The organism is Anaerosacchariphilus hominis, from assembly GCF_014290175.1.
Classification (GTDB): domain Bacteria; phylum Bacillota; class Clostridia; order Lachnospirales; family Lachnospiraceae; genus Laedolimicola; species Laedolimicola hominis.
This window is the reverse complement of the sequence record NZ_JACOOR010000007.1, coordinates 68750-92235: the sequence shown is the minus strand read 5'-3', so window position 1 is coordinate 92235 and position 23486 is coordinate 68750. Positions and strand designations below refer to the sequence as shown.

General features: G+C 53.3%; 20 protein-coding genes. 9 read left to right on the top strand and 11 right to left on the bottom strand.

The window, feature by feature from the left end; genetic code table 11:
- Positions 1-5: 5 nt before the first annotated feature.
- From pth to H8S44_RS12370, 4 genes are all read right to left on the bottom strand, one after another.
- Positions 6-590 carry an aminoacyl-tRNA hydrolase gene (pth, locus tag H8S44_RS12385; protein ID WP_186873734.1) on the bottom strand — a complete coding sequence of 195 codons (585 nt, stop codon included), beginning with the start codon at positions 588-590 and terminating at the stop codon, positions 6-8.
- A gap of 203 nt (positions 591-793) precedes the next feature.
- Entirely contained in the window at positions 794-1069 is a 276-nt protein-coding gene (gene spoVG, locus H8S44_RS12380) for a septation regulator SpoVG (protein WP_186873733.1), read from the bottom strand.
- A 68-nt stretch (positions 1070-1137) separates the two neighbouring features.
- A complete protein-coding gene (gene glgD, locus H8S44_RS12375; RefSeq protein WP_186873732.1) occupies positions 1138-2256 on the bottom strand; it encodes a glucose-1-phosphate adenylyltransferase subunit GlgD in 1119 nt (372 codons plus the stop codon).
- Positions 2256-3527, bottom strand: a complete 1272-nt coding sequence (locus H8S44_RS12370) for a glucose-1-phosphate adenylyltransferase (protein WP_330593575.1) — start codon at positions 3525-3527, stop codon at positions 2256-2258. Before H8S44_RS12370 ends, glgD begins: the two co-directional genes overlap by 1 nt.
- 350 nt (positions 3528-3877) lie before the next feature.
- Here H8S44_RS12370 and murC point away from each other — a divergent pair, with 350 nt between their 5' ends.
- The 4 genes from murC to H8S44_RS12350 all read left to right on the top strand — a co-directional run bounded on the left by murC (position 3878) and on the right by H8S44_RS12350 (position 8847).
- A complete protein-coding gene (murC, locus tag H8S44_RS12365; protein ID WP_186873731.1) occupies positions 3878-5257 on the top strand; it encodes a UDP-N-acetylmuramate--L-alanine ligase in 1380 nt (459 codons plus the stop codon).
- A 309-nt stretch (positions 5258-5566) separates the two neighbouring features.
- Positions 5567-6652, top strand: coding sequence for a DnaD domain protein (locus H8S44_RS12360; protein ID WP_186873730.1), 1086 nt, complete (start codon positions 5567-5569; stop codon positions 6650-6652).
- 17 nt (positions 6653-6669) lie between these two features.
- Positions 6670-7638 carry an ATP-binding protein gene (locus H8S44_RS12355; RefSeq protein ID WP_186873729.1) on the top strand — a complete coding sequence of 323 codons (969 nt, stop codon included), beginning with the start codon at positions 6670-6672 and terminating at the stop codon, positions 7636-7638.
- A gap of 21 nt (positions 7639-7659) precedes the next feature.
- Positions 7660-8847, top strand: a complete 1188-nt coding sequence (locus tag H8S44_RS12350; RefSeq protein WP_186873853.1) for a ribose-phosphate pyrophosphokinase — start codon at positions 7660-7662, stop codon at positions 8845-8847.
- Positions 8848-8976: 129 nt separating this feature from the next.
- Here H8S44_RS12350 and H8S44_RS12345 read toward each other — a convergent pair whose 3' ends face one another.
- The 5 genes from H8S44_RS12345 to H8S44_RS12325 all read right to left on the bottom strand — a co-directional run bounded on the left by H8S44_RS12345 (position 8977) and on the right by H8S44_RS12325 (position 15984).
- Positions 8977-9666, bottom strand: coding sequence for a response regulator transcription factor (locus H8S44_RS12345; RefSeq protein ID WP_186873728.1), 690 nt, complete (start codon positions 9664-9666; stop codon positions 8977-8979).
- Entirely contained in the window at positions 9663-11156 is a 1494-nt protein-coding gene (locus tag H8S44_RS12340) for a sensor histidine kinase (RefSeq protein WP_186873727.1), read from the bottom strand. The genes H8S44_RS12345 and H8S44_RS12340 overlap by 4 nt, the downstream gene beginning before the upstream one ends.
- A 79-nt stretch (positions 11157-11235) precedes the next feature.
- Positions 11236-13032 carry a hypothetical protein gene (locus H8S44_RS12335; RefSeq protein ID WP_186873726.1) on the bottom strand — a complete coding sequence of 599 codons (1797 nt, stop codon included), beginning with the start codon at positions 13030-13032 and terminating at the stop codon, positions 11236-11238.
- A 97-nt stretch (positions 13033-13129) separates the two neighbouring features.
- Positions 13130-13981: a tagatose-bisphosphate aldolase subunit GatY gene (gatY, locus tag H8S44_RS12330; protein ID WP_186873725.1), complete on the bottom strand. Its 852-nt coding sequence runs from the start codon at positions 13979-13981 to the stop codon at positions 13130-13132.
- A gap of 197 nt (positions 13982-14178) precedes the next feature.
- Complete coding sequence (locus tag H8S44_RS12325) at positions 14179-15984, bottom strand: L-fucose isomerase (protein ID WP_186873724.1); 1806 nt, start codon at positions 15982-15984, stop codon at positions 14179-14181.
- Between the two features lie 218 nt (positions 15985-16202).
- Between H8S44_RS12325 and H8S44_RS12320 the strand changes: the two genes are divergently transcribed.
- The 5 genes from H8S44_RS12320 (at position 16203) to H8S44_RS12300 (ending at position 22074) form a co-directional block, all read left to right on the top strand.
- Positions 16203-17129, top strand: a complete 927-nt coding sequence (locus tag H8S44_RS12320; protein WP_186873723.1) for a helix-turn-helix transcriptional regulator — start codon at positions 16203-16205, stop codon at positions 17127-17129.
- Positions 17130-17299: 170 nt separating this feature from the next.
- A complete protein-coding gene (locus H8S44_RS12315) occupies positions 17300-19705 on the top strand; it encodes a glycyl radical protein (protein WP_186873722.1) in 2406 nt (801 codons plus the stop codon).
- Between the two features lie 9 nt (positions 19706-19714).
- The gene (locus H8S44_RS12310) at positions 19715-20620 is read left to right on the top strand and encodes a glycyl-radical enzyme activating protein (RefSeq protein WP_186873721.1); all 906 of its coding nucleotides are present in this window, start codon (positions 19715-19717) and stop codon (positions 20618-20620) included.
- On the top strand, positions 20617-21285 hold the full coding sequence (deoC, locus tag H8S44_RS12305; protein WP_186873720.1) for a deoxyribose-phosphate aldolase: 669 nt from the start codon (positions 20617-20619) through the stop codon (positions 21283-21285). The genes H8S44_RS12310 and deoC overlap by 4 nt, the downstream gene beginning before the upstream one ends.
- A 27-nt stretch (positions 21286-21312) precedes the next feature.
- Entirely contained in the window at positions 21313-22074 is a 762-nt protein-coding gene (locus tag H8S44_RS12300; protein ID WP_186873719.1) for a DeoR/GlpR family DNA-binding transcription regulator, read from the top strand.
- Positions 22075-22090: 16 nt separating this feature from the next.
- On the opposite strand, the gene rpe is transcribed toward H8S44_RS12300, so the two are convergent.
- Positions 22091-22753, bottom strand: coding sequence for a ribulose-phosphate 3-epimerase (gene rpe, locus H8S44_RS12295; RefSeq protein ID WP_186873718.1), 663 nt, complete (start codon positions 22751-22753; stop codon positions 22091-22093).
- A 51-nt stretch (positions 22754-22804) separates the two neighbouring features.
- Positions 22805-23482, bottom strand: coding sequence for a ribulose-phosphate 3-epimerase (locus H8S44_RS12290; protein ID WP_186873717.1), 678 nt, complete (start codon positions 23480-23482; stop codon positions 22805-22807).
- Positions 23483-23486 lie beyond the last annotated feature (4 nt).

Sequence of the window (23486 nt, the reverse complement as noted above, 5' to 3'; positions counted from 1 at the left end):
ATCCTTTACTCCTGCGTATCCTGCTTCTTCTTATTATAGAGGTTCATGGCCTCGTCCGTCCGCTCCTGCACCATAAGGCTCACCGCGTCCGCCGCCTGCTCCATGGCCTCCTCCACCTTTTTCCGATCCTCCGCCGTAAAACGGCCCAGCACATAATCCGCCAAATCGTAATCCTTTGGTTTCTCACCTACGCCGATGCGGATCCGCTGAAACTCCTGGGTTCCCAGATGGGCGATGATGTCCTTGATGCCATTGTGTCCGCCTGCGCTTCCCTTTTTCCGTACCCGGATAAAGCCCGGATCCAACGCAATATCATCGTAGATGACAATGACCTCCGTGGTCGGATCCAGCTTGTAAAAGTTCGCCGCCTCCCCCACGCTGTTTCCGCTGAGATTCATATAGGTCTGCGGCTTCAGCAGCAGTACCTTCTGCCCCTCAATGACGCCGCTTCCGCAGATTCCCTGAAACTTCTTTGTATTCATCATTATATGATACCGATCCGCCAGATATGTGATGGCGTCGAAACCGATATTATGTCTTGTATGCTCGTACTGTCTGGTGGGATTCCCCAGACCTGCTATCAAATACATGCCTTTACTCCTTTTCCTGTTATATCTGTTCACTATTTGTAACCACTTTTCATTATAGTACAGGAGTTCGGGCCGTTTTGCAAGAGGCCGGAAAGCAAATACATTCTGCCCGGAGGACACAAAAAGGCGCTGTCCTTCCGAACAACGCCTTTTCCCCCAATTTTGTTACTCTGCTGCACTCCTGCTTATGGCTTTCTCCGTGCTTACGCCTCTTCTTCGCCCTCTATCAAAGCTGCCTCGTACTTGTCCAGAATGATCGACTGGATGGCATCTCTGGTTCCGGAATTAATCGGATGCGCAATATCCCGATACTCTTCGTCAGACGCTTTTCTGCTGGGCATTGCGATAAACAGCCCCTTTTCGCCCTCGATCACCTTGATATCATGAACTACAAATTCATCATCAATGGTGATGGATACGACAGCCTTCATTTTACCTTCTTTTGACACCTTCCGTACGCGTACATCTGTAATCTGCATACTTCCTGCCCCTTTCTTCTGACCCGTCCGGGCCAGTTTCTCTTAGTAGTGCTCTGCGTGGGCCGCCGCTACAGAACGTAACGCTCATTTTTTTCGACGACTATCTTCACCCCATGCTCTCCAATGTAACGGGAGTTAGCACGAATTGTATCGCGACTTTCAACGATGCAGTTTTCAATGTAAGTATTGTCGCCGATATACACTTCGTTGAGAATAATGGAGTTCTTAATCACACAGTTATTCCCCACGAACACTTTCTTGAATAAGACGGAATTCTCCACGGTGCCGTTGATAATACAGCCGCTGGACACCAGGGAATTCTTCACATCTGCGCCTGGATTGTACTTGGCTGAAGGAAGATCCAGCACCTTGGAATATACCTCCGGGTAGGTCTTAAAGAAATACTTGCGGACGTCCGCTTTCAGGAAGTCCATGTTGGTCTGATAATAAGAATCTACCGACGCGATACTGCTCCAGTAATCGGTGGTGCGATAAGCAAAGATTCTCTTCAGATTCTTATAACGGATCAGGATGTCGCGCACGAAGTCATATCTGTCTTCCTGGGCGCATTTCTCGATGAGCTCGATGAGCTGTCTTCTGCGGATCACATAGATACCGCAGGAAATGGTGGTTCCATCGGCGCCCATGGGCTTCTCTTCGAAATCCACGATCCGATCCTCTTCATCGGTCTTCACCACACCGAATCTGGAAACATCCGTCCCGGCCGGCATATCCTTGCAGACCACGGTAATGTCTGCCTTCTTGTCGATATGGTACTCCAGCACCTTATTATAATCCATCTTGTATACCGCGTCGCCGGACGCGATGATAACGTATGGTTCATGACTCTTCTTTAACCAGTCCAGATTCTGATAGATCGAATCTGCCGTGCCCCGATACCAGGAGCTGTTGTCCGCCGTGATGGTCGGCGTAAAAATATACAGGCCGCCCTGCTTTCTTCCGAAATCCCACCACTTGGAGGAATTCAGGTGCTCGTTCAGGGATCGCGCGTTGTACTGTGTCAGCACTGCCACTCTCTGGATGTGGGAGTTGGACATATTGCTGAGCGCGAAGTCGATGCTCCGATAGCTGCCTGCCACCGGCATCGCCGCCACCGCACGCTTATTGGAAAGTTCCTTCATTCTGTGATTATTGCCGCCTGCCAGTACGATTCCAATCGCTCTCATTACCTGTCACCTGCCTTTATCAGTGTCTCTCCGCTTTCCAGAACGCCCTCTCTATAGTCATCCGGCGTGGTATCGCCGGAAATAGCGGTGTTCTTTCCAATCTTTACATTGGGCGGTATGTAAGAATTCTCTCCCACGGTCACCAGACCGAAAGAATAGATCCTGGGCTGTACCTTATTCGGCACATCCTCGCCGATGCCCATCACCACGCCGTCTGAGATCTCTGCCTCCTCTGCTATGATGGCTTTCTCGATGATACAGTTCTCACCGATGGTGGTATTCTTCATGATAATAGAGTCCCGAACCACCGTTCCCTTTCCGATGGTAACGCCGGAACCGATGACGGAATTATACACGTCTCCGTAGATCTCCGATCCGCCGGTGATGATACTCCGCTCGATCCGGGAATCCGCCGAGATATACTGGGGCGGAACCGCGTCGCTCTTGGTGTAAATCTTCCAGAATTCCTCGTAAAGGTTAAACTCCGGAATCACGTCGATGAGCTCCATATTCGCTTCCCAGTAGGAGCCCAGGGTTCCCACGTCCTTCCAGTAGCCGTTAAACTCAAAGGCGAAAAGACGGTTGCCATTGTCCCGGCAGTAGGGGATGATATGCTTTCCGAAGTCGCAGTTCTGCTGGTTCGACAGCTGGATCAGCGCGTTCCGCAGGATCGGCCAGCTGAAGATATAGATACCCATGGAAGCGAGGTTGCTTCTGGGATGCTCCGGCTTCTCCTCAAACTCTGTAATCTGGTTATTCTCATCGGTGATCATGATTCCGAAACGGCTTGCCTCTTCCATGGGAACAGGCATTACCGCGATAGTCACATCGGCATTATTTTCTTTATGGAAATCCAGCATTACCTCATAATCCATCTTGTAAATGTGGTCTCCGGAAAGGATCAGAACATAGTCCGGATTATACGTGTCAATATAATCCAGATTCTGGTAAATAGCATTCGCAGTTCCTGTATACCACTCGCTGTTCGTACTCTTTTCATAGGGCGGCAGTACGGTTACACCGCCTACATTCCGGTCCAAATCCCAGGGCATACCGATTCCGATATGGGTATTCAGACGCAGGGGCTGATACTGTGTCAGCACGCCTACTGTATCTACTCCTGAATTGATACAGTTGCTCAATGGGAAATCAATTATCCGGTACTTTCCTCCGAAAGACACGGCCGGTTTTGCTACTTTCGCGGTCAAAACTCCGAGACGGCTTCCCTGGCCGCCAGCCAAAAGCATGGCTATCATTTCTTTCTTAATCACCCAATCACCTCTTGTTGTGTTTTTCCTTGTGTCACATTATCCGGCTCTGGCAAAACTGGGGAATCCCCCCGTATTTGTAACTGCCTTCCAGTGTATTATAGCATACCTTTTGTAAATAGTGAACATTTTTTTAGGATTTTATGAAATTATTTTAAACATTTTGCGACAGTTTTTTTATCTCGTTTTTGTCGTTTTGTCCATCTTGTATTAAACCCGTGTTATTTTCTTGTTAATTATTTATATTTTCCCATTCCGAAAGATAGACTTGTTTCTTATCCTATAGTAATGCTATACTAAATACAAATGCTAACTACTGGAAATACCTATAACATGACAAGGATGTGTATGATATGTATCAACTTCATTTTCACCAGCCGGTTCCCGTTCACTTCATCGGTATCGGCGGTATCAGTATGAGCGGTCTGGCCGAGATTCTCTTAAAAGAGGGCTTCGCCGTATCCGGATCTGACAGTCACCCTTCCGAGCTGACGGAGCATCTGGAAAAGCTGGGCGCCCGCATCTGCATCGGACAGAAGGCAGAGAATATCCCTGACGATTGCGCCGTGGTGGTCTACACGGCCGCCATTCACCCGGACAATCCGGAGTTTGCAGGGGCTCAGGTGCGTAATCTTCCCATGCTGTCCCGGGCCGAGCTTCTGGGTCAGCTCATGCGGAATTATAAAAAGGCCATCGCCGTATCCGGCACCCACGGAAAGACCACGACCACTTCCATGATCTCTTCCATCCTGCTGGCTGCGGACACGGATCCCACCATTTCCGTGGGCGGTATTCTTCCGGCCATCGGCGGCAATATCCGGGTGGGCGGTTCCGACACCTTCCTGACAGAGGCCTGCGAGTACACCAACAGCTTTCTGCATTTCTTCCCCACCGTGGGAATCATTCTGAATATCGAAGAGGATCACATGGACTTCTTCAAGGATCTGGCGGATATCCGTCACTCCTTCCATCGGTTCGCGGGACTGCTGCCGGAGGACGGCCTGCTGATCCTGAACAGCGATATCGAGAACTGGCGGGAGATCGCCTCCGGCGTCAGCTGTCCGGTGACGACCTTCGGCTCCTCCGAAGACGCGGACTACCGGGCCGGTGAAATCACCTACGACGAACTGGCCCATGCTTCCTTCCGTCTGATCCGGAAGGGCGTTCCGGCGGAAGAATACCGTCTGGGCGTGCCCGGCGAGCATAATATCTTCAACGCCCTGGCAGCCATCGCCCTGGCGGAGCATATGGACATCGCCCCGGAGATCATCCGGAAGGGTCTTCTGACCTTCACCGGCACGGACCGCCGCTTCCAGTACAAGGGCGAAAAGAACGGCTTTACCATCATCGACGACTACGCCCATCATCCCACGGAGATCCGCGCCACTCTCCAGGCGGCCCGGCATTATCCCCACCGGGAGATCTGGTGCGTGTTCCAGCCCCATACCTACACCCGGACGAAGGCCTTTCTGCCGGAGTTCGCGAAGGCTCTTTCCCTGGCGGATCATGTGGTCCTGGCCGATATCTACGCAGCCCGGGAGACCGACACTCTGGGAATCAGCTCCCGGAATCTGGAGCAGGAACTGAAAGCTCTGGGTACGGACGTCCACTATTTCCCGTCCTTCGGCGAAATTGAGAAATTTTTATTGGAACATTGTATCCACGGCGACCTGTGTATAACCATGGGAGCCGGAGACGTGATAAACATTGGCGAAGAGCTGCTTTCACAGTAGTTATCCACATTATCCACATGCTTTTGCACCTTTTATCCCCGCAAAGCATGTGGATTTTTTTGTGGACAACCCGTTGACATAAGGTATTACGCCTTTCGCTCCCGGTTTTTTCATTTATCGCCTTTTTATCGGGTTTTTTACAGATATCCCACTTCCGATCTGGTTGCAAATAATATTTCTCCACAAAGTTATCCACATTATCCACATTTTGCTCTATGCACATTCCCCCGGTGCCTCTGTTAAAAAAAGCCTGTTCTCTTTTATGGGAAACTATGCTACAATAAAGGCACTTGGAGAGGTATCTGAATTATGAGCGGATTTATCTTATGCGGAGACGGAGACAGCGGGCATACGCTGGTTCCGAATCTGTTTCTGGACAAATATATGCCGGAAGCCAACGGCGAATATGTTAAAATTTATCTGTATCTTCTGCGCTGTCTGAAATCAGACCCCCAGGAGCTTTCCGTGACTCTCATTGCCGATAAGTTCGAGAATACGGAAAGCGACGTACAGCGGGCCCTGAAGTACTGGGAGAAGATGCGCCTGCTGCGCCTGGAGTACGACTCCTCCCGGAATCTCACCGGGATCCGGATGCTGGACGGGGAGGATGGAAGCAGCGCACAGGCTGCAAAGGCCCCAGGTTCGCAGGCTTCGGATTCGGAGACATCCGTTTCTGGATCTGCTGCACCGGCTCCGCAGAGCTCCGGCCCGGTGGCTCGGCAGTTCGATCCCCTTCCCCAGCAGGAGGCCCAGCAGCTTCTCTTTATCTGCGAGCAGTATCTGGGCAAAACCCTGACCCCTGTGGAGGTAGGCAAGATCCTGGATCTCCATGAGCTCTACGGCTTCAGCGCCGCCCTCATTGAGTATCTGGTGGAGTACTGCGTATCCGGCGGTCACCAGAGCATCCATTACATAGAAGCCACTGCCCGTGGCTGGCATGAGGACGGTTATACCTCCGTGGCCCAGGCCAAGGAGCAGACCACCCTTTATAACCGGGCTTATTTTCGAATTCTGAAGGCCTTCGGTATCTCGGGACGGAACCCAGTGGAGGCGGAGATCGCTTTTATGAAAAAATGGCTGAAGGAATACGGTTTTTCCATGGAGCTGATCACCGAGGCCTGCAGCCGTACCATCAGCACCATCCACCAGCCCAGTTTCCCCTACGCGGACAAGATTCTCACCGGCTGGCGGGAGAAGCAGATCACTTCCCCGGAGCAGCTGAAGTCCCTGGATCAGAAGTATCTGGAACAGAAACAGCTGGAGAAGCAGCGCAGCCAGGCAAAGACCGAGACCCAGACGGCTCCCCGCCGTGCCTCCGCTCCGAACCGTTTCCACAACTTCCAGGAGCGGGAATACGACTACAAGGAGCTGGAGAAACAGCTCATCAACCAGTAAGCGGAGGATAAGCGTCTATGTCCCTGATGAATACACAATACGACTCGATTATGCGGATGTACGCGGCCCGTCAGGCGGACAGCCGGCGGGAGCTGGAGGAACGCCTCGGACAGATCCACCGGGAGATTCCGGAGCTTTCACCCCTGGAAGCGGAGATCACAGCCTGCCAGGCCCGGAAGGTACGGGCTGCAGTGGAGGGCGGCAGCGCCCGGCAGGAGGCTGAAGCAGAACTTTCCGGACTGCAGGCTCAAAGGGCAGCCCTTCTGGCCGCCCACGACCTCACGGAAGCTTCCCTGGAGCCCCGCTATGTGTGCCCCGACTGTCACGACACCGGTTATATCGAAGAAAAGAAGTGCCACTGCTTTCTCCAGGCGGAGATCGACCTGCTTTATCATCAATCAAACCTGAAGGAGGTTTTAAAGCAGGAAAACTTTGACACTTTCTCTTATAACTGGTATGATGGCAGTGACCGGGATCTGATGCGGCGCAATGTCATCGAAGCCCGGCTCTTTATCGAGAACTTCGACCGGGAGTTTCAGAACCTGCTTCTCCTGGGAGCCGTAGGCACCGGAAAGACCTTTCTTTCCAACTGCATCGCCAAAGAGCTCATGGACAGCTGCCATTCGGTCGTTTATCTGACAGCCTTCCAGCTCTTCGACCTGCTTTCCAAAGCAGCCTTCGGAGGCGACCGGAACGATCGGAATGTACAGCAGACCTACCCCTATCTTTTCGACTGTGATCTGCTGATCATCGACGATCTGGGTACGGAGCTTTCCAATTCCTTTACGGTGTCCCAGTTCTTCCTCTGTATCAACGAGCGGATTCTCCGCAGGAAGTCCACGCTGATTTCCTCGAATCTGGATATGGAGGCCCTGAGAAGCATCTATTCCGAGCGGACCCTGTCCCGCATCATCAGCTGCTATACCATCCGGCAGCTGCCCGGAAGCGATATCCGAATCAAGAAAAAACTTTATAACAACTCATAAATCACGGAGGTAACTATCATGATACTGCAACGCAGCCAGCGTGTTCTCGAAACTATTCCAGTGGGCTCCCTGGGCCTGATTCCCCTCAAAAGCTGTGAGGAGTTGGGCCAGAAGGTCAACGACTATCTGGTAGAATGGCGTCACACCAACGAACTGGAGCACAAAGAAAACATCGCCTTTACCGGCTATGAGCGCGATTCCTATCTGATTCCTGCCCATACGCCCCGTTTCGGTTCCGGCGAGGCCAAGGGAACCATCGACGATTCTGTCCGCGGAAACGATCTGTATCTGATGGTGGACGTCTGCAACTACAGCCTCACCTACAAGCTCTACAACTACACAAACCACATGTCTCCCGACGACCATTTTCAGGATCTGAAGCGTGTCATCGCTGCCATCGGCGGCAAAGCCCGCCGTATCACAGTTATCATGCCCTATCTCTACGAGAGCCGTCAGCACAAGCGCAGCTCCCGGGAGTCCCTGGACTGTGCTCTGGCCCTGCAGGAGCTGGTGAATATGGGTGTAGAGAATATTCTGACCTTTGAGGCCCACGACCCCCGTGTACAGAACGCCATCCCGCTCCACGGTTTTGAAACCGTGACCCCGGCTTACCAGCTGGTCAAGGGCCTGCTGAACAGTACCCCGGATCTGCAGATCGACAGCCAGCACATGCTGGTCATCAGCCCCGACGAGGGCGGCATGTCCCGGGCCGTCTATCTGGCCAACGTTCTGGGCCTGGATATGGGTATGTTCTACAAGCGCCGGGATTTCACCCGCGTGGTGAACGGCCGGAATCCTATCATTGCCCATGAGTTCCTGGGTACGGACATCGAGGGCAAGGACATGATCGTGGTGGACGATATGATTTCCTCCGGCGAGAGCATGATCGAGGTCATCCGGGAGCTGAAGAAGCGCGGCGCGAACCGCATCTTCGTCTTCTCCACCTTCGGTCTCTTCACCAACGGCCTGGAGCTCTTCGACAAGGCCTACGAGGAAGGCTGCCTGACCAAGCTTCTGACCACAAATCTGGTATACCAGACACCGGAGCTCTTAAGCCGTCCCTACTATGTAAGCTGCGATATGAGCAAGTATATCGCCCTTCTGGTGGACACCCTGAACCACGACGTCTCCATCAGCGATCTGTTGAATCCCTATGACCGGATCCAGGCCCTGCTGAATAAATATCAGGAGGAACATCCGCAGGTATAAGGCTCTGCGCTCCAAAGTCTCTTTGTAAAATCGTATCTTTGTAAGATCGTAAAAGCCTTCGGGAATCCACATGAATTCCTGAAGGCTTTTTTATCCTGCGGAGCAGGACTGTATGGGGTGTTCATTCCTTTAAACTTTGAACCGATAGCCGACACCCCATATAGTCTCAATATACTGGGGCTTCGCGGAGTTCGTTTCGATCTTTTCCCGGATCTTTTTAATATGCACGGTTACTGTGGCGATATCGCCCACGGAATCCATATCCCAGATCTTCCGGAACAGCTCCTCCTTGGTGAATACGTGGTTCGGGTTCTCCGCCAGGAAGGACAGCAGATCAAACTCCCTGGAAGTGAAGTTCTTCTCCTCTCCGTTCACCCACACCCGGCGGGCGGTCTTGTCGATCTTGATACCCCGGATCTCGATAATGCTGTTCTCCTTCACATTGCTGCTGACCAGCCGCTCGTAACGGTTCAGATGCGCCTTCACCCGGGCCACCAGCTCGCTGGGGCTGAAGGGCTTCGTCATATAATCATCCGCGCCCAGACCCAGGCCACGAATCTTGTCGATATCATCCTTCTTTGCCGATACCATGATGATGGGGATATTTTTATTCTCCCGGATCTGACGGCAGATCTCAAAGCCATCGATACCCGGAAGCATCAAATCCAGAATCACCAGCTGGAAGTCCTCCTCCAGGGCTTTCTTCAGGCCCACCGTGCCGTCTCCGGCTATCTCCACTTCAAATCCGCTGAGCTCCAGATAATCCTTCTCCAGATCTGCGATGGCTTCCTCATCCTCTACGATTAGTATTTTACTCATGTCACCGGTACCTCCTGATATTTTCTGAGAACAAAGTACATGACTGTTCCCGTATGTTCCTTGCTTGTGGCCCAGACCTTGCCGCCGTGATCCTCAATGATCTTCTTTACGATGGACAGACCGATGCCGCTTCCGCCCTTGGACGAATTCCGGGACGCGTCCGTCCGGTAGAACCGGTTGAAGATCAGGGGCAGATCCTTGGTGGCAATGCCCTTGCCGTTATCCTCGATCTCCACCTGGATGAAGTCTCCCACATCCTTGACCCGGATATTAATGTAGCCCTTGGGCTTGTCGATATACTTGATGGAATTGCTTATGATATTATTGATAACGCGCTTGATCTGCTCCGCATCAGCAATCACCTGTACATCCTCGTCCACATAGTTAAAGTACGCCAGCTCGATATTCTGCTCCTCCAGCTCCAGGGAAAGTTCCTCCACGCAGTCCGCAAAATAGGCGTTCACATTGATCTTCTCAAAGGTATAGGGAATCCGGTTCGTATCGATCTTGGAGTAGAAGGTCAGCTCGTTGATGAGCCGCTCCATGTCGTTGGCTTTATTGTAAATCGTACGGATATACTTTTCCTGCTTCTCCGGCGTGTCGGCCACGCCGTCCATAATGCCCTCCACGTAGCCTTTGACCGCCGTGATGGGGGTCTTCAGGTCATGGGAAATATTGCTGATAAGCTCCTTGTTCCGGCGCTCAGACTCCAGCTTCTCCTCCGCAGACTCCTTCAATCTACGACGCATCTCCTCAAAGTCCGTACACAGCTCTCCGATCTCGTCGTCCCCTCCCACAGGCATCTCAAAGTCCAGATTACCGTCGGTGATCTTTTTCGTAGCCACCTGCAGATGATGGATGGGTGTAACGATGCTCTTGTAGATCCAGGCAGTCAGAATCAGGCTGGTAAAAATCAGAATCAGCACCAGTACCAGCACGCTGTCCACAAACATGGACTCCACCTCGGGCAGCATACTGCTGATGGACGTAACGATAAAAGCGCTGGCCTCGGTTCCGTCGGACAGTTCAAAATCCATCTGCTTCACCAGAGCCTGCAGATCGCCTCCCACATAGGTTCCCACATCCTGTTTGGAATCATGGGTGCCGTAGTCCGGCAGGGCATCCAGCAGCTCCTGCCGGGTGGCATCGTCGCTTCCCACATAGGTATAAGCGTCCCCGATACGAATCACCAGATAGGAATACCGGGCTTCCAGCTCCAGGTTCACAGACTGCAGATAACTGTCATCCTCAAAGGCCTCCGGATCGCTCTCCGCCTTTTTCTCCATGCCTGTGTAGGTCTCCTTTGTAATCCTGTTCAGCATGGCCGGCGTATTGGAAAGAGTCTCGTAGGAAGCGCTCTCCACACCGTATAATTTTTTAATAGTTTTCATCTGATACCGGCTGATTCCAAAAAAGGCCAGTGCTGTGAACATCACCGGCCCCAGAATCAGTATCAGAAATGTAATAATCAGTTTTGTACGAAGTTTCATAAGCTTATTATATCATATCCGAAAAAATCCTGAAAAGAAACTATTGTAAAAAGTATTAATTTTTTCTAAAATACTGCGCTCAGCTTCCGGTAACGCGTCCCGCTTCCCAGGCGTCCGCCCGCTCCGGGGACATCAGCACGGTTCCCGTGCCCGCGTAGACCACCCGGTAATCCTTCTCCAGGAACTGGTTCGCCAGCTCGCAGCTTAAGAACTCCTCCGCCCAGTGGGCCATATAGACCACATCCGGGAACTTGTCCGGGTGCAGGGCATAGTAATCATAGAGCTGAGTGCTCTTTTCATGGACCTGCCAGGTAGAGTAGTTGCCGCAGCCTGCGTCCGTGTAGAGATAGATCCAGGGGGCCACGCCCACCACCATGATCTCATCCTCCTTTGTGAGCTCCAGCATATCCAGCTCGTCCAGCACCTTTCCGTACCAGTCCGCCATCTCCGGTGTGGTATGGACGCCCTTCAGGGGACCGCGCTTCATCTGTGCCGTCAGGGACCAGGTTCGCTCGTCGCCCCAGTCGTAGGTCATCCGCAGGAAAAAGGTCCCCGCAAACTGCACCAGAAGCACACCCGCCACACAGAACGCCGCCGCCTTCCATCGTCCTGCAGCCCGTTCTGTTCCCGCTGCGCTATTACCAGTTTCCTGCTGCGCGTGCTGCCACCTCTGCTTTTCTTCCTGCACCCAGTCCGCCACGAAGATCAGCCCCACACAGGAGCACATGCCGTAGGCCACGCTCAGGGTCACGATACCTGTGTTGGTGGCATACTGGACGATCATGGTAAAAAGCACTGCCGGAACAAACCACCAGCAGAACAGCCGCCGATCCTTCTTTTCCGTCACCAGATACGCCTCCAGGCACCAGAAAGCCAGGGGCAGCATCTGATAGTTCACGGTGATATGCTCGAAGATAAAGCCATAGTAAATCAGATAGGGAATCACACAGACCGAGGCCAGGAGCATATAAATCAGGCTGTGAGCATACCGCTTTTTATCAAGCCAGGTGGCTCCATAAACGAGAGCCAGTCCCACAAACATCCATTTATAATTCTTAAAACATAGATGGAAGTACCGCCAGGTCTTATAGAGATACCCCTCCTGATGCTCCGAATCCCCCACGATATGGGGCACATTGGCCAGCATCTCCGGCAGGGTTCCCCGCTGGAAGATAAAGGCCAGAAACAGCACCAGGACGATACCTGCGCCCAGGGTCATCCACAGGAAGTTTCTAAACTGCAGGGCCCCTTCCGGCTCCACTCCCCTTTTTCTTCCGCGTAGGGTGGCTCCCAGGCAAATCAGGCCATAAGACCCGTACATGAGCAGGGCAAAGGGGTTCGCCAGCACCACCACGGCCATGAGGACGCCGCAGAGAATGTACTCCGGCACGGAATGCTCCATCCTGGCCGACAGCACCGCCAGCAGCACCGGAAGGATGCCGAACTCGATAGAGTTATAGGACATGGCGCAGATACTAAAGGGCGCGAAGATGGCAAAGAGCAGAGCCGGGCCGAAGGCGGCATAGCCCCGTCTCTGAAACCGCAGGTAAAAGAACAGGGTCAGCACACCGGAATACACCAGATAGACGAACCGGCTGGCCATGACAATACCTTCCGTAGAGCCCAGAGCCGTCCGAATCAGGCAGTAAATGGGATGCAGCAGAAAGGAACAGAGCTGCTGGGTGGGGTTCCACTCGTCAATGAGGATCTTTTCTCCCCGGAAAATACGCTCGGAGCAGCCAATAAAATACATCTCATCCGCCGTATTGAAGCCGTAAAAGCTCCTCCATATAAAAATTATCTGTAATAAAAGAAACAGGCCGATAAATATCAGGTGCTGCCGCCTGCGGTCTGTCTGGTTTGCCGGATTCTTCACTTCTATGTCTCCTGTTTATATCTCTAATTTCTATTTCTGATTTCAGAGAATACGCAGGGAACGGCACCTTTTTCCGCTCCCTGCCTGTCTGTTTTCCTTATGCTTTGCCCACGCAGCCGCACATGGTCATACGGGTCTTTACGATCTCCTTCACATGCTCCATGGCTACCTTACCGTATTTCTTCGGGTCAAAGGCATCCGGGTTCGCCGCCAGGAATTCCTTCGTGCCATCGGTGTAAGCGATACGAAGCTCCGTCGCAAAATTCACCTTGCAGATACCACGCTTGATACTCTCCACCACTGCTTCCTCGGAAAGTCCGCTGGCACCGTGCAGTACCAAGGGGATATCCACGACCTTACGGATCTCAGCCAGCCGATCCAGATCCAGCTTCGGCACACCCTTGTATACACCGTGAGCTGTTCCGATGGCCACGGCCAAAGACGTCACGCCGGTACGCTCCACGAATTCCTTCGCCTCCAGCGGATCTGTGTAACCATTGCCCTCGCCGCCGTCCAGATCATCCTCTTTGCCGCCGACCTTGCCCAACTCTGCCTCCACCGGGATTCCGGAGGGTCTGCAAGCGTCCGCCACAGCCTTGGTCACCGCGATGTTCTCCTCAAAGACGTTATGGGAGCCATCGATCATAATAGACGTATAGCCTGTTCGTAACGCACGCATCGCCAAATCAAAGCTGTCGCCATGATCCAGGTGCAGGCATACGGGAACACTGGCCCGCTCCGCTGCCGCCTTCACATTTGCCAGATACATGTCCAGTCCCGCGTACTTGATGGTGGACGGGGTGGTCTGCATCATGACCGGTGCCCGAAGCTCCTCGGCTGCAGCGATGACCGCCATGACCATTTCCATATTCTCCACATTGAACGCGCCTACGGCATAACCGCCCTTCTGGGCGTCCAAAAGCATTTTTTCTGATGTAACAAATGACATAATCGTTTCCTCCTTTTGTTCAGAGTGTATTCAGAGTGACAGCCTGCGGCTGTGTTTTCATATCGTTCTTATCATACCCTTTTCTTAAAAAAAACGCAACTGAAAAGACTGGACAAAACCAGGGCCTGCGGTAAACCGCAGGCCCTGAATGGGATTCTGAATCAAATTCTGATAATATTTCTCAGATAGCCGCCCGCTTAGCGAATAGTCTTGTACAGAGGACCATAAGCCTTGCATGCGCGGAAATCCTGTCCCTCTTTATCCATACCGAAGGAGTTCCATGCGGACGGACGGAAGATCTTCTCTTCCGGAACATTGTGCATACAAACCGGAATACGAAGGATGGAGCAAAGGGTAATCAGGTCTGCGCCGATGTGGCCGTAGCTGATAGCGCCGTGGTTTGCGCCCCAGTTATTCATCATATCGTATGCGCTCTTGAATGCGCCCTCACCTGTGCACCGCGGTGTGAACCATGTGCAGGGCCATGTGTAGTCGGTTCTCTTCCACAGAGTATCGGTTACCTCTTCCGGCAGGTTTACAGTCCAGCCCTCTGCGATCTGCAGAACCGGTCCCAGACCCTTCACCAGATTCAGACGAATCATGGTAGCCGGCATCTCTGCCTCGGTGACGAAACGGGAGGAGAATCCGCCGCCACGGAAGTATCCGTTGTCCGCTGCGTTCCAGGTGGTAGCGTTCAGGATCGCTTCCTGATCTGCCTCGGTGACATTCCACCACTCCTTCATCACTGCGTTGCCGCTCTCGTCGGTAGCCTTACCGGAAGCGTCCAGACAGCATGCGCCGGAGTTGATCAGATGGATAAATCCGTCTGCATCCTTTGCCTTACCCTCGATATCATAGCCGGTTACTCTCTTTACAGCGTCTCCGCTCCAGTATGTACGAACATCCGCGAACATCTGAGCACGTCCGGTCAGAAGCTTCATGAACATCATGCCCAGGCCGTTCAGGATATCGTTCTCGGTAGCCAGGATGTACGGCTCTCTTGCTCCGTTCCAGTCGAAGGTGGTGTTCAGCAGTGCCTCCGGGAAGTCGCAGTTCGGATAGAAGTCTGTCCACTGTCTCTGTCCCTGGAATCCTGCAGCCAGCGCATTGTGGCCAACCATCTCTTCCTCGCAGCCCTTCGGCAGGTTCTTATTACCGTTCATCAGGTCCTTGATGATACACATCATCTTTACGGTAAACTCCCAGTCAGCATCCTTCTGCTCTCTGGTCTTCTGGATGAAGTCCGGATTCTTGTCGAAGCCTTCCTTACACTTTTCCTTGGTCCACTTCAGGGCCTTCTGATACTCTTCCTCATCATAGATACCCTCGGTCATACGACGGATGATCTCTACCTCATCCACAGACTCCACACGCATACCCAGGTACTCTTCTACAAAGTTCGGGTCCATGATGGATCCGCCGATACCCATACAGATGGAACCGATCTGCAGGTAGGACTTTCCTCTCATGGTAGCTGCTGCCACTGCGGCACGTCCGAAACGGAGCAGCTTCTCTTTTACATCTTCCGGAATCTCATTTGCCTGATCCTTGTCCTGTACCTCATGTCCATAGATTCCGAATGCCGGAAGTCCCTTCTGGGAATGGGTAGCCAGAACGGATGCCAGATATACGGCTCCCGGAAGCTCGGTACCATTGAATCCCCATACGCCCTTGATGGTCAGCGGATCGGTATCCATGGTCTCTGCGCCGTAGCACCAGATGGGGGTAACGGTCAGGGTAATGTCTACGCCTGCCTTACGGAACTGGTCTGCACATGCGGCAGCCTCGCCCACGCGTGCGATGGTGGTGTCAGAGATGACTACCTTTACCGGCTCGCCATTGGAATAACGAAGGTTTTCCTCGAACAGTTTCGCTGCCGCCTTCGCCATGTTCATGGTCTGCTCTTCTGCGTTCTCACGTACCTTCAGCACGCCTCTTCTGCCGTCGATGGTAGGTCTGATACCGATTACAGGGTAATCTCCAATTAATCTGCTTTTTGCCACTTTGATGCCCTCCATATTTACATTATTTCTTAAAAATCAGAACTTCCTCTTCTTCTGATTTCCGATGAATTTATTATACAACACATTTCAGAAAAATGCACGTAAAATTATCTTCTTATATGGACATTTTTTGTGCTAATTGATATACTTTCTTTAATTAAGGATTCTTTTTTTATTTATTACTTCCAACAGCAGGTGAAAGGGGGCTGTTTTTCATTATGAAGGCTTTCCATGAGGTGCGCAGCTACGATTCGGATTTTATGGTATGGCATTCCAGCTACGAAAATGTGGGCTTTCTCGCCCACTGGCACCGGGAGATCGAGCTCATCTATATCCGCTCCGGCAGCTGTACCCTGCATATCACCGACCACGCATTTACGGCCCACGCCGGGGATCTGGCCATCTGCGAGAGCGGCGTCATCCACTACTGCGATTCCCACGGCATGGACAATTCTATGGATTTTCTGATTTTCGACCCGTCCATCGTAAGCCCCCTGTTCCAGAACCCGGGCTTCATCCATCCCCTGGTTCCCGCAGAGCTTCTTGGTCAGTACGGACTGGCGGAAATGCTGCCCCTGCTCATGGACACCATTTCCCGGGAGCTTACTCAGAAAGCGCCTTATTATAAGGAAGTGGTTTCCTCCTCCCTGCAGACCTTCTGGTCTCTGCTGAAGCGGAACCATCCCCGGGTCGGCGCCGATCAGCTGCCCGACGGCAGGCGGGAGCGGATGCTGGACGATCTTCAGGATCTGCTGGAATACATCGACGTCCACTACGCTGAGAATATCTCTCTGGAGTACGCCGCCGGACGCATGAACTTCAGCGCCAGTCACTTTTCCAAGACCTTCAAAAAGCTCATGGGCATCAACTACGTGACTTACCTGAACCTGGTGCGGGTGGAGCAGGCGGCCTATCTGCTCCGCCACACGGAAAAGAAGTTCACGGACATCGCCCTGAACTGCGGTTTCAATAACATCCGCACTTTCAACCGGGTCTTCAAGGAAATCACCGGCTGCACTCCCTCGGAATTCCTGCTGCTGCCGGATCCGGACACCTATAAGCGGACCTACTACAACCGACGCTCCGCGGAAAAGGAGTTCGTGGAACACGATTCCCTTACCCTGGTGAAAAACGCGTCCTCCTGAACCCCCGGATTTTCGTAACTAATTTCATACAATTTTCATTCGAAAAAAATACGGGAAATTTTTTCGTTTTTTTCAGATTCCGGAGATTTTCTTTTCCAGGGGCAGTTGTAAATTTCGCCCGCTTTGTTATGCTTAAAACAGGATTTAAAGAATAAAGGGGAGATTTGATTATGAAAAAACTGCTGTTTCCTGAAGGCATCACCCGCCAGGAGCGGACGGAATTTCTGAATGCCCGCATGCGGGCCGTGGTTCCCGAGATCTGCGTGGAGCGGGCCCGGCTGGTGACCGAAAGCTATCAGTCCACCGAGGGCGAACCCTATATTCTCCGGCGGGCCAAGGCTCTGCGCCATCTGCTGGAGCACATGACTATTTTTATCGATCAGGAGGAGCTGATTGTGGGCAATCACGCCGCAAAGCCCCGCTGCGCCCCGGTCTTTCCGGAGTTCGGCCTTTTTGATGAAAAAGAACTGGATCTGATGCCCGTCCGCAAGGTGGATACCCTTCAGATCTCGGAAGAAGATAAACGGTTTCTGCTGGATGATATCTTCCCTTACTGGAAGACCCGCTGCGCGGGAGAACGGGCGGTTCATTATTTCAGTCCGGAGCTTCTCCGGATCCTGGACTCCCCCTACCGGGTGTTCAATCCCTTAAGCCGGACCCGCAGCGGACACGGACATTATCTGCCCAATGTGCGCCGGATCCTCCAGGAGGGCTTCGTCTCCATCGAAGAAAAAGCAGCCCGCTATCTGAAAGAACTGGACTACTGTGACCCGGACTACGCGGAGAAAATGCAGTTCTACCAGGCAGCCCTCATCTGCATCGACGGCGTGAAGGCCTTCCAGAAGCGCTACGCGGAGCTGGCCCGCTCCATGGCGGCCGACTGTACCGACGAGCGAAGGAAGAAAGAGCTTTCCCTGATCGCTGCCAACTGTGACCGGGTGCCCTACCAGCCCGCCCGGACTTATTTTGAGGCGGTCCAGTCCTTCTGGTTCGTGATCCTCATCGACTACTGCGGCCAGAATGGTTCCTCCATCTCCGATGGACGGGTGGATCAGATTCTGCGGCCCTATTACGAAAAGGATCTGGCCGACGGCGTCCTCTCCCGGGACGAGGCCGGGGAGATCCTGGAATGTCTCTGGGTGAAGCACAGTGATATCATCAAGGCCGGAACCTATTCCAGCGTCCGCAATAACGGCGGCTTTTCCACCGCCAATAACCTGGTGCTGGGCGGTCTCGATCCCCAGGGCAACGACGCGGTCTGCGATATGACCTACCTGTGCCTGGAGGCCGAGGAGGCTGTCTTTAACTCGGAGCCCAATACCAGTATCCGGCTTTCCTCCAAGAATCCGGATGCTTATGTAAACCGTGTCATCCAGATCCTGGTTCACAAGGAGGGCGGAAAGATGCCCTTCTTCAACGACGACCAGATCATCGACGCCCTCATGCGGGACGGCCTGACCCGGGAGGAGGCCCTGGACTATGCCATCGTAGGCTGTGTAGAGCCCACCGGCTACGGCAATACCATGGGCAGCACCAACGCCGGGATGTTTAATCTGGCCAAGTGCCTGGAGCTGGCCCTCTTTAACGGTGTATGCCAGATGTCCGGCATGCAGATGGGGCCCAAGACCGGATATCTCACAGATTTTAAGACCTTTGAGGAGGTACAGGAAGCATTCCGCACCCAGGTCACCTACTTTGTGAATCTGATGGTCTGCTCCCTGAACTGTACCGAAAAGCTCATCGGCGACTACTGTCCCCATATCTTCTCCTCCCTTTTACTGGACGGCTGTCTGGAAAACGGACGGGACTGCACCCGGGGCGGAGCTAAATATAACCACATTGGCATCAATGGCGTAGGCACCGCGGACGTGGCCGATTCCCTGAATGTCATCCGGCATATGATTTACGAGACCCACAGTGTCTCCGCCGAAGAGGTCATGGAGGCCATGCGGACCGATTTCAAGGATAAAGAGATTCTCCGGCAGCGTTTTCTGAATCAGGTACCCAAATACGGCAACGATGTGGACGCTGCAGACCATATGGCCGTCTGGGTCGCAAAGCTTTACTGTGACTGCGTCCGGGACAAAGCTACTGTCCGCGGCGGCACCTTCCGCCCGGGACTCTTCTGCCTGTCCTCCAATACGCCTCTGGGCCGTCAGGTCTGCGCCCTTCCCAGCGGCAGACTGGCCGGAACGCCTCTGGGCGACGGCGGCATCTCGCCCAAGCACAGCATGGACACCCACGGCCCCACCGCAGCGGCCCGGTCTGTGGCAAAGCTGCCCCATACCCTTGCCATCAACGGCGTCAATTTTAACATGAAGTTCCTGCCCTCTATTCTGAAAACACCGGAGGATCAGCAGAAACTCACCGATCTCATCCGTACTTATTTTTCGCTGGGCGGCATGCACATCCAGTTCAACATTCTGACCCGGGAGAAGCTCATCGCAGCCCAGAAGCATCCGGACAAATACCGGAGCCTGGTAGTCCGGGTAGCCGGCTACAGCGCCTTTTTCGTGGAGCTGGATAAGGACATCCAGGACGAGATCATCAGCCGTACCGAGCACGGCGCAGCCTAGGAGGAAGTTATGACAAAGGGAATGATTTTTGATATTCAGCGCTACTCCATCCATGACGGCCCCGGCATCCGTACCACCGTATTTCTGAAGGAATGCCCCTTGCGCTGTGCCTGGTGCGCCAATCCGGAATCCTGGGGCTCTGTCCCCCGGCTCTTCCATCTCCAGTCCCGCTGTATCCGCTGCTTTTCCTGCGCGGCTGCGGCAAAGGAGGGACAGGTAAAAGCCGCCCCGGACGGCCCCATCTTCGACTTCGGCTCCTGCACCGGAGACGATGCTCTCCGGCTGGCTGCGGCCTGCCCTGCAGGCGCTCTGGTGGTAAAGGGAACGCCCATGGCCCCGGAAGAGGTCTTTCGGGTGATAGAGCGGGATTTGCCCTTCTATGAGAGAAGCGGCGGAGGCGTCACCCTCTCGGGCGGAGAGCCCCTGCTTCAGAAGGACTTCGCAAAGGAGCTTCTGACTCTCTGTAAAGAAGCCCGGATTTCCACCGCCGTGGAGACTACAGGACTGGTTCCCTGGGAGACCTTCGCAGAGCTTCAGGGACTTGTCGACCTGTATCTCTATGATATCAAGCACCTGGATCCGGAGGTACATAAGGCCCGCACCGGCCGTTCCAATGAGCAGATTTCAGAGAATCTGAAAAAGCTCTCGGCCACCGACGCCCATATCCATGTACGGACGCCTGTGATCCCCGGCTTCAACGATACACCGGAAGCCCTCCGGGCCATCGCGGACTTTCTGGATGCCCTGGGAATCCGGGAACGCACTCTGCTTCCCTTCCATCAGTACGGAAGCAGCAAATTCCGCTCCTGCGGCCTGTCTTATCAGATGGACAGCGTACCGCAGATGACACCTGAAACGTTACAGCACTTAGCTGAAACATCTAAATTTTATCAAACAGGAGGAAACAAATCATGAGTCAATCTTACAACCCCGAATACGCAAAATACATGGATCACACCGTCCTGAAGCCCGAGACCACCCGGGAGACGGTAAAGCGTTTCTGCGATGAGGCCAAGCAGTATCATTTCGCCAGCGTCTGCATCAATCCCTGCCATGTGGCCTACGTTCATGAGCAGCTCAAAGACAGCGGCGTGAAGACCTGCTGCGTCATCGGCTTCCCTCTGGGCGCAAACACCACCCATATTAAGGCCGAGGAGGCAAAGGAAGCGGTGGCAAACGGAGCCGATGAGGTGGATATGGTCATCAACATCGGCGCTCTGAAGGACAAAAACTACGATTATGTCTATGAGGATATCCTGGCCGTGGTAAACGCAGCCCATCCCAAGGCAGGCGTCAAAGTCATCATCGAGACCAGCGCCCTCACTGACGAGGAAAAGGTAAAGGCCTGCGAGCTGGCCCTGAAGGCAAACGCAGACTTCGTAAAGACCTCCACCGGTTTCGGTTCCGGCGGCGCCACAGTGGAAGATATCCGCTTGATGAAATCTGTCGTAGGTGATAAGATGTCTGTAAAGGCTTCTACGGGCATTAACAACCGTGCCATCTGCGACGCCATGATCGAAGCAGGCGCAGTCCGCATGGGTACCAGCAAAGGAATCCGCATCGTAGAGGGAACCGACTAAATCCCATATAAGGAACCGAATACATTTATGCAGAAAGAACGCGTCGCATACATTCTCGAAAAACTGGATCAGAAGGGCCGGGTACTGGTGTCTGAGCTGAGCCGTGAGCTTCACGTATCAGAGATGACCATCCGTCTGGATCTCCGCCTTCTGTCCGATCAGGGACTGGTGCGGCGCGTTCATGGTGGAGCGGAGCGGGCCGGAGAGAGTCTCTACAAGGGTGATATCCGCCAGAATCTCTATCGGAATGCCGCTGCGAAACTGGCTATCGCCAAAGCGGCCGTCCGGCAGATCCATCCCGGCGATGCCCTGCTGGTGGACGACTCCTCCACCTGTCTTTATCTGCTCCGTCAGATTAAAAAAGACCCCTCTCTGGGGGTCACGGTCTATACAAATTCCATCCTGGCAGCCGCGGAGCTGCTGGATACGCCTCATATTCATCTCTTTCTCATTGGCGGCGAATGCAGCCGGAATCTGGCCGCCACCTCGGGCCCTGCCGCTGAGCAGGAGCTCGCTGCCATCCGGGCCGATCACTGTATCATAGGCGCCAACGGAGTCTCCCCGGAGGCGGGCGTCAGCGTCATCGGCTATTCCCAGATGAAGATAAAGCAGGCGATGCTTACAGCCAGCAGAAACCACATTCTGCTGGCTGACAGTCATAAATTCAATCTTCAGTTTCTCTCGGTGGTCTGTCCTCTGTCAGACATCGATCTGCTCATCACCGACAGCGACAGCTCCGAAGAGCTGCTGGCCCCTTATCTGAAGCAGACCGCAGTTCTCAGGGCCTGATGTGTTATCCCGGGGCCTAAATCAGGCTGCGGAATCTCTTTACACTTTCTTCTACCGGTACTTTATCATTGAACAGGCTGGAGGTTCCTGCCACATACAGATCCGTACCTGCCGCCGCCATCTTCGGGATATTCTCCCAGCTTACATTTCCGTCCACTTCGATCTCAATCTGGGGATACCCCATATCGTCCAGGAACTTTCTGGTGTCGCGGATCTTGTCCAGTCCCTGGGGAATCAGCTTCTGTCCCGCAAAGCCCGGATTTACTGTCATAAGCAGGACGCCGTCCAGATCCGGAAGCAGATAGCGCAGTACCTCGATGGGTGTGCCCGGATTCAGGGCTACCATGGTCTTGCCGCCCTTGCTCTTGATGGTCTGCAGCGCTCTCTGTACATGGGGTGTGGACTCGTAGTGAATAGACACATACTCACCCGGCTGAATATCAAACCAGTCCAGCTTGGACTCCGGATTCACAATCATCAGATGAATATCCAGGGGAATGGATGTGATCTTTCTCAGACTGCTGATGTATGCAGTTCCCAGCATCAGATTCGGTACGAACTGTCCGTCCATCACATCGATATGAAGATATTCCACCTGATTCTCCTCAAATGCCTTAACATAGCAGCCGATCTTATCCAGTGGCGCGCACATCATAGACGGTGTAATTTTTCCTGCCATTTCTTAACCTCCCTGCACTCTTTCGTGCATCTTCTGTCTCTTCTGTTTTGTTTAATCTATTTTCATGGCGGCAAGCATTGCCTCCGCGCATTCCTTGACGGTCTTTCCCTTCAGGAAGAGTCCGGAGGTACCTCCGATGAGCATATCCGCTCCATACTCCACCAGTGTGGGAATGGTCTTTACGTTCACATTCCCGTCCGCGGCGATGGGGGTTCCGATGCCGTGAGCGTCCATCATATCCCGCAGGGCCTTCATCTTCTCAAAGGCTGCCGGCTGAATCTGCTGTCCGGAGAATCCCGGGTTTACTGTCAGCTTGATGATGTACTCTGCCTGCTCCATGGCCGGAAGCAGATCCTCAGTGGGAGCGGTCTCGCTGCGGAAGGCCAGGGCCGGCTTCGCGCCCAGACTGCGGATCAGATCGAAAGCTGCCATCACATCCTTAGTTCCTTCCGGGTGAATGGTAATGATATCCGCGCCCGCGTCCACAAACTGCTTAATATAAAGCTCTGGCTCATATACTGCCATATGTACCTCGATAGGAAGCTCCGTATGGGGCCGCATGGCCTGCAGGGTAGGGGTTCCCAGGATGATACACTGATTAAATCTTCCATCCACAATATCAAAGTGAATAAAGTCCACAGGCGCCTGCTCCATCTCCTTAAACTGCCGCTCCAGGTTAAACAGGTCAAAGCAGGATGCGGATCCTCCCAGAATCAGTTTCTTTTCCATAGTC

Coding starts and splice junctions, on each gene's coding strand:
- H8S44_RS12315 (WP_186873722.1), top strand. CDS start 17,300: ATGAAAAAACTGCTGTTTCCTGAAGGCATCACCCGCCAGGAGCGGACG.
- H8S44_RS12360 (WP_186873730.1), top strand. CDS start 5,567: ATGAGCGGATTTATCTTATGCGGAGACGGAGACAGCGGGCATACGCTG.
- H8S44_RS12300 (WP_186873719.1), top strand. CDS start 21,313: ATGCAGAAAGAACGCGTCGCATACATTCTCGAAAAACTGGATCAGAAG.
- H8S44_RS12320 (WP_186873723.1), top strand. CDS start 16,203: ATGAAGGCTTTCCATGAGGTGCGCAGCTACGATTCGGATTTTATGGTA.
- spoVG (WP_186873733.1), bottom strand. CDS start 1,069: ATGCAGATTACAGATGTACGCGTACGGAAGGTGTCAAAAGAAGGTAAA.
- murC (WP_186873731.1), top strand. CDS start 3,878: ATGTATCAACTTCATTTTCACCAGCCGGTTCCCGTTCACTTCATCGGT.
- H8S44_RS12290 (WP_186873717.1), bottom strand. CDS start 23,482: ATGGAAAAGAAACTGATTCTGGGAGGATCCGCATCCTGCTTTGACCTG.
- H8S44_RS12345 (WP_186873728.1), bottom strand. CDS start 9,666: ATGAGTAAAATACTAATCGTAGAGGATGAGGAAGCCATCGCAGATCTG.
- H8S44_RS12355 (WP_186873729.1), top strand. CDS start 6,670: ATGTCCCTGATGAATACACAATACGACTCGATTATGCGGATGTACGCG.
- pth (WP_186873734.1), bottom strand. CDS start 590: ATGTATTTGATAGCAGGTCTGGGGAATCCCACCAGACAGTACGAGCAT.
- rpe (WP_186873718.1), bottom strand. CDS start 22,753: ATGGCAGGAAAAATTACACCGTCTATGATGTGCGCGCCACTGGATAAG.
- glgD (WP_186873732.1), bottom strand. CDS start 2,256: ATGAGAGCGATTGGAATCGTACTGGCAGGCGGCAATAATCACAGAATG.
- H8S44_RS12310 (WP_186873721.1), top strand. CDS start 19,715: ATGACAAAGGGAATGATTTTTGATATTCAGCGCTACTCCATCCATGAC.
- deoC (WP_186873720.1), top strand. CDS start 20,617: ATGAGTCAATCTTACAACCCCGAATACGCAAAATACATGGATCACACC.
- gatY (WP_186873725.1), bottom strand. CDS start 13,981: ATGTCATTTGTTACATCAGAAAAAATGCTTTTGGACGCCCAGAAGGGC.
- H8S44_RS12340 (WP_186873727.1), bottom strand. CDS start 11,156: ATGAAACTTCGTACAAAACTGATTATTACATTTCTGATACTGATTCTG.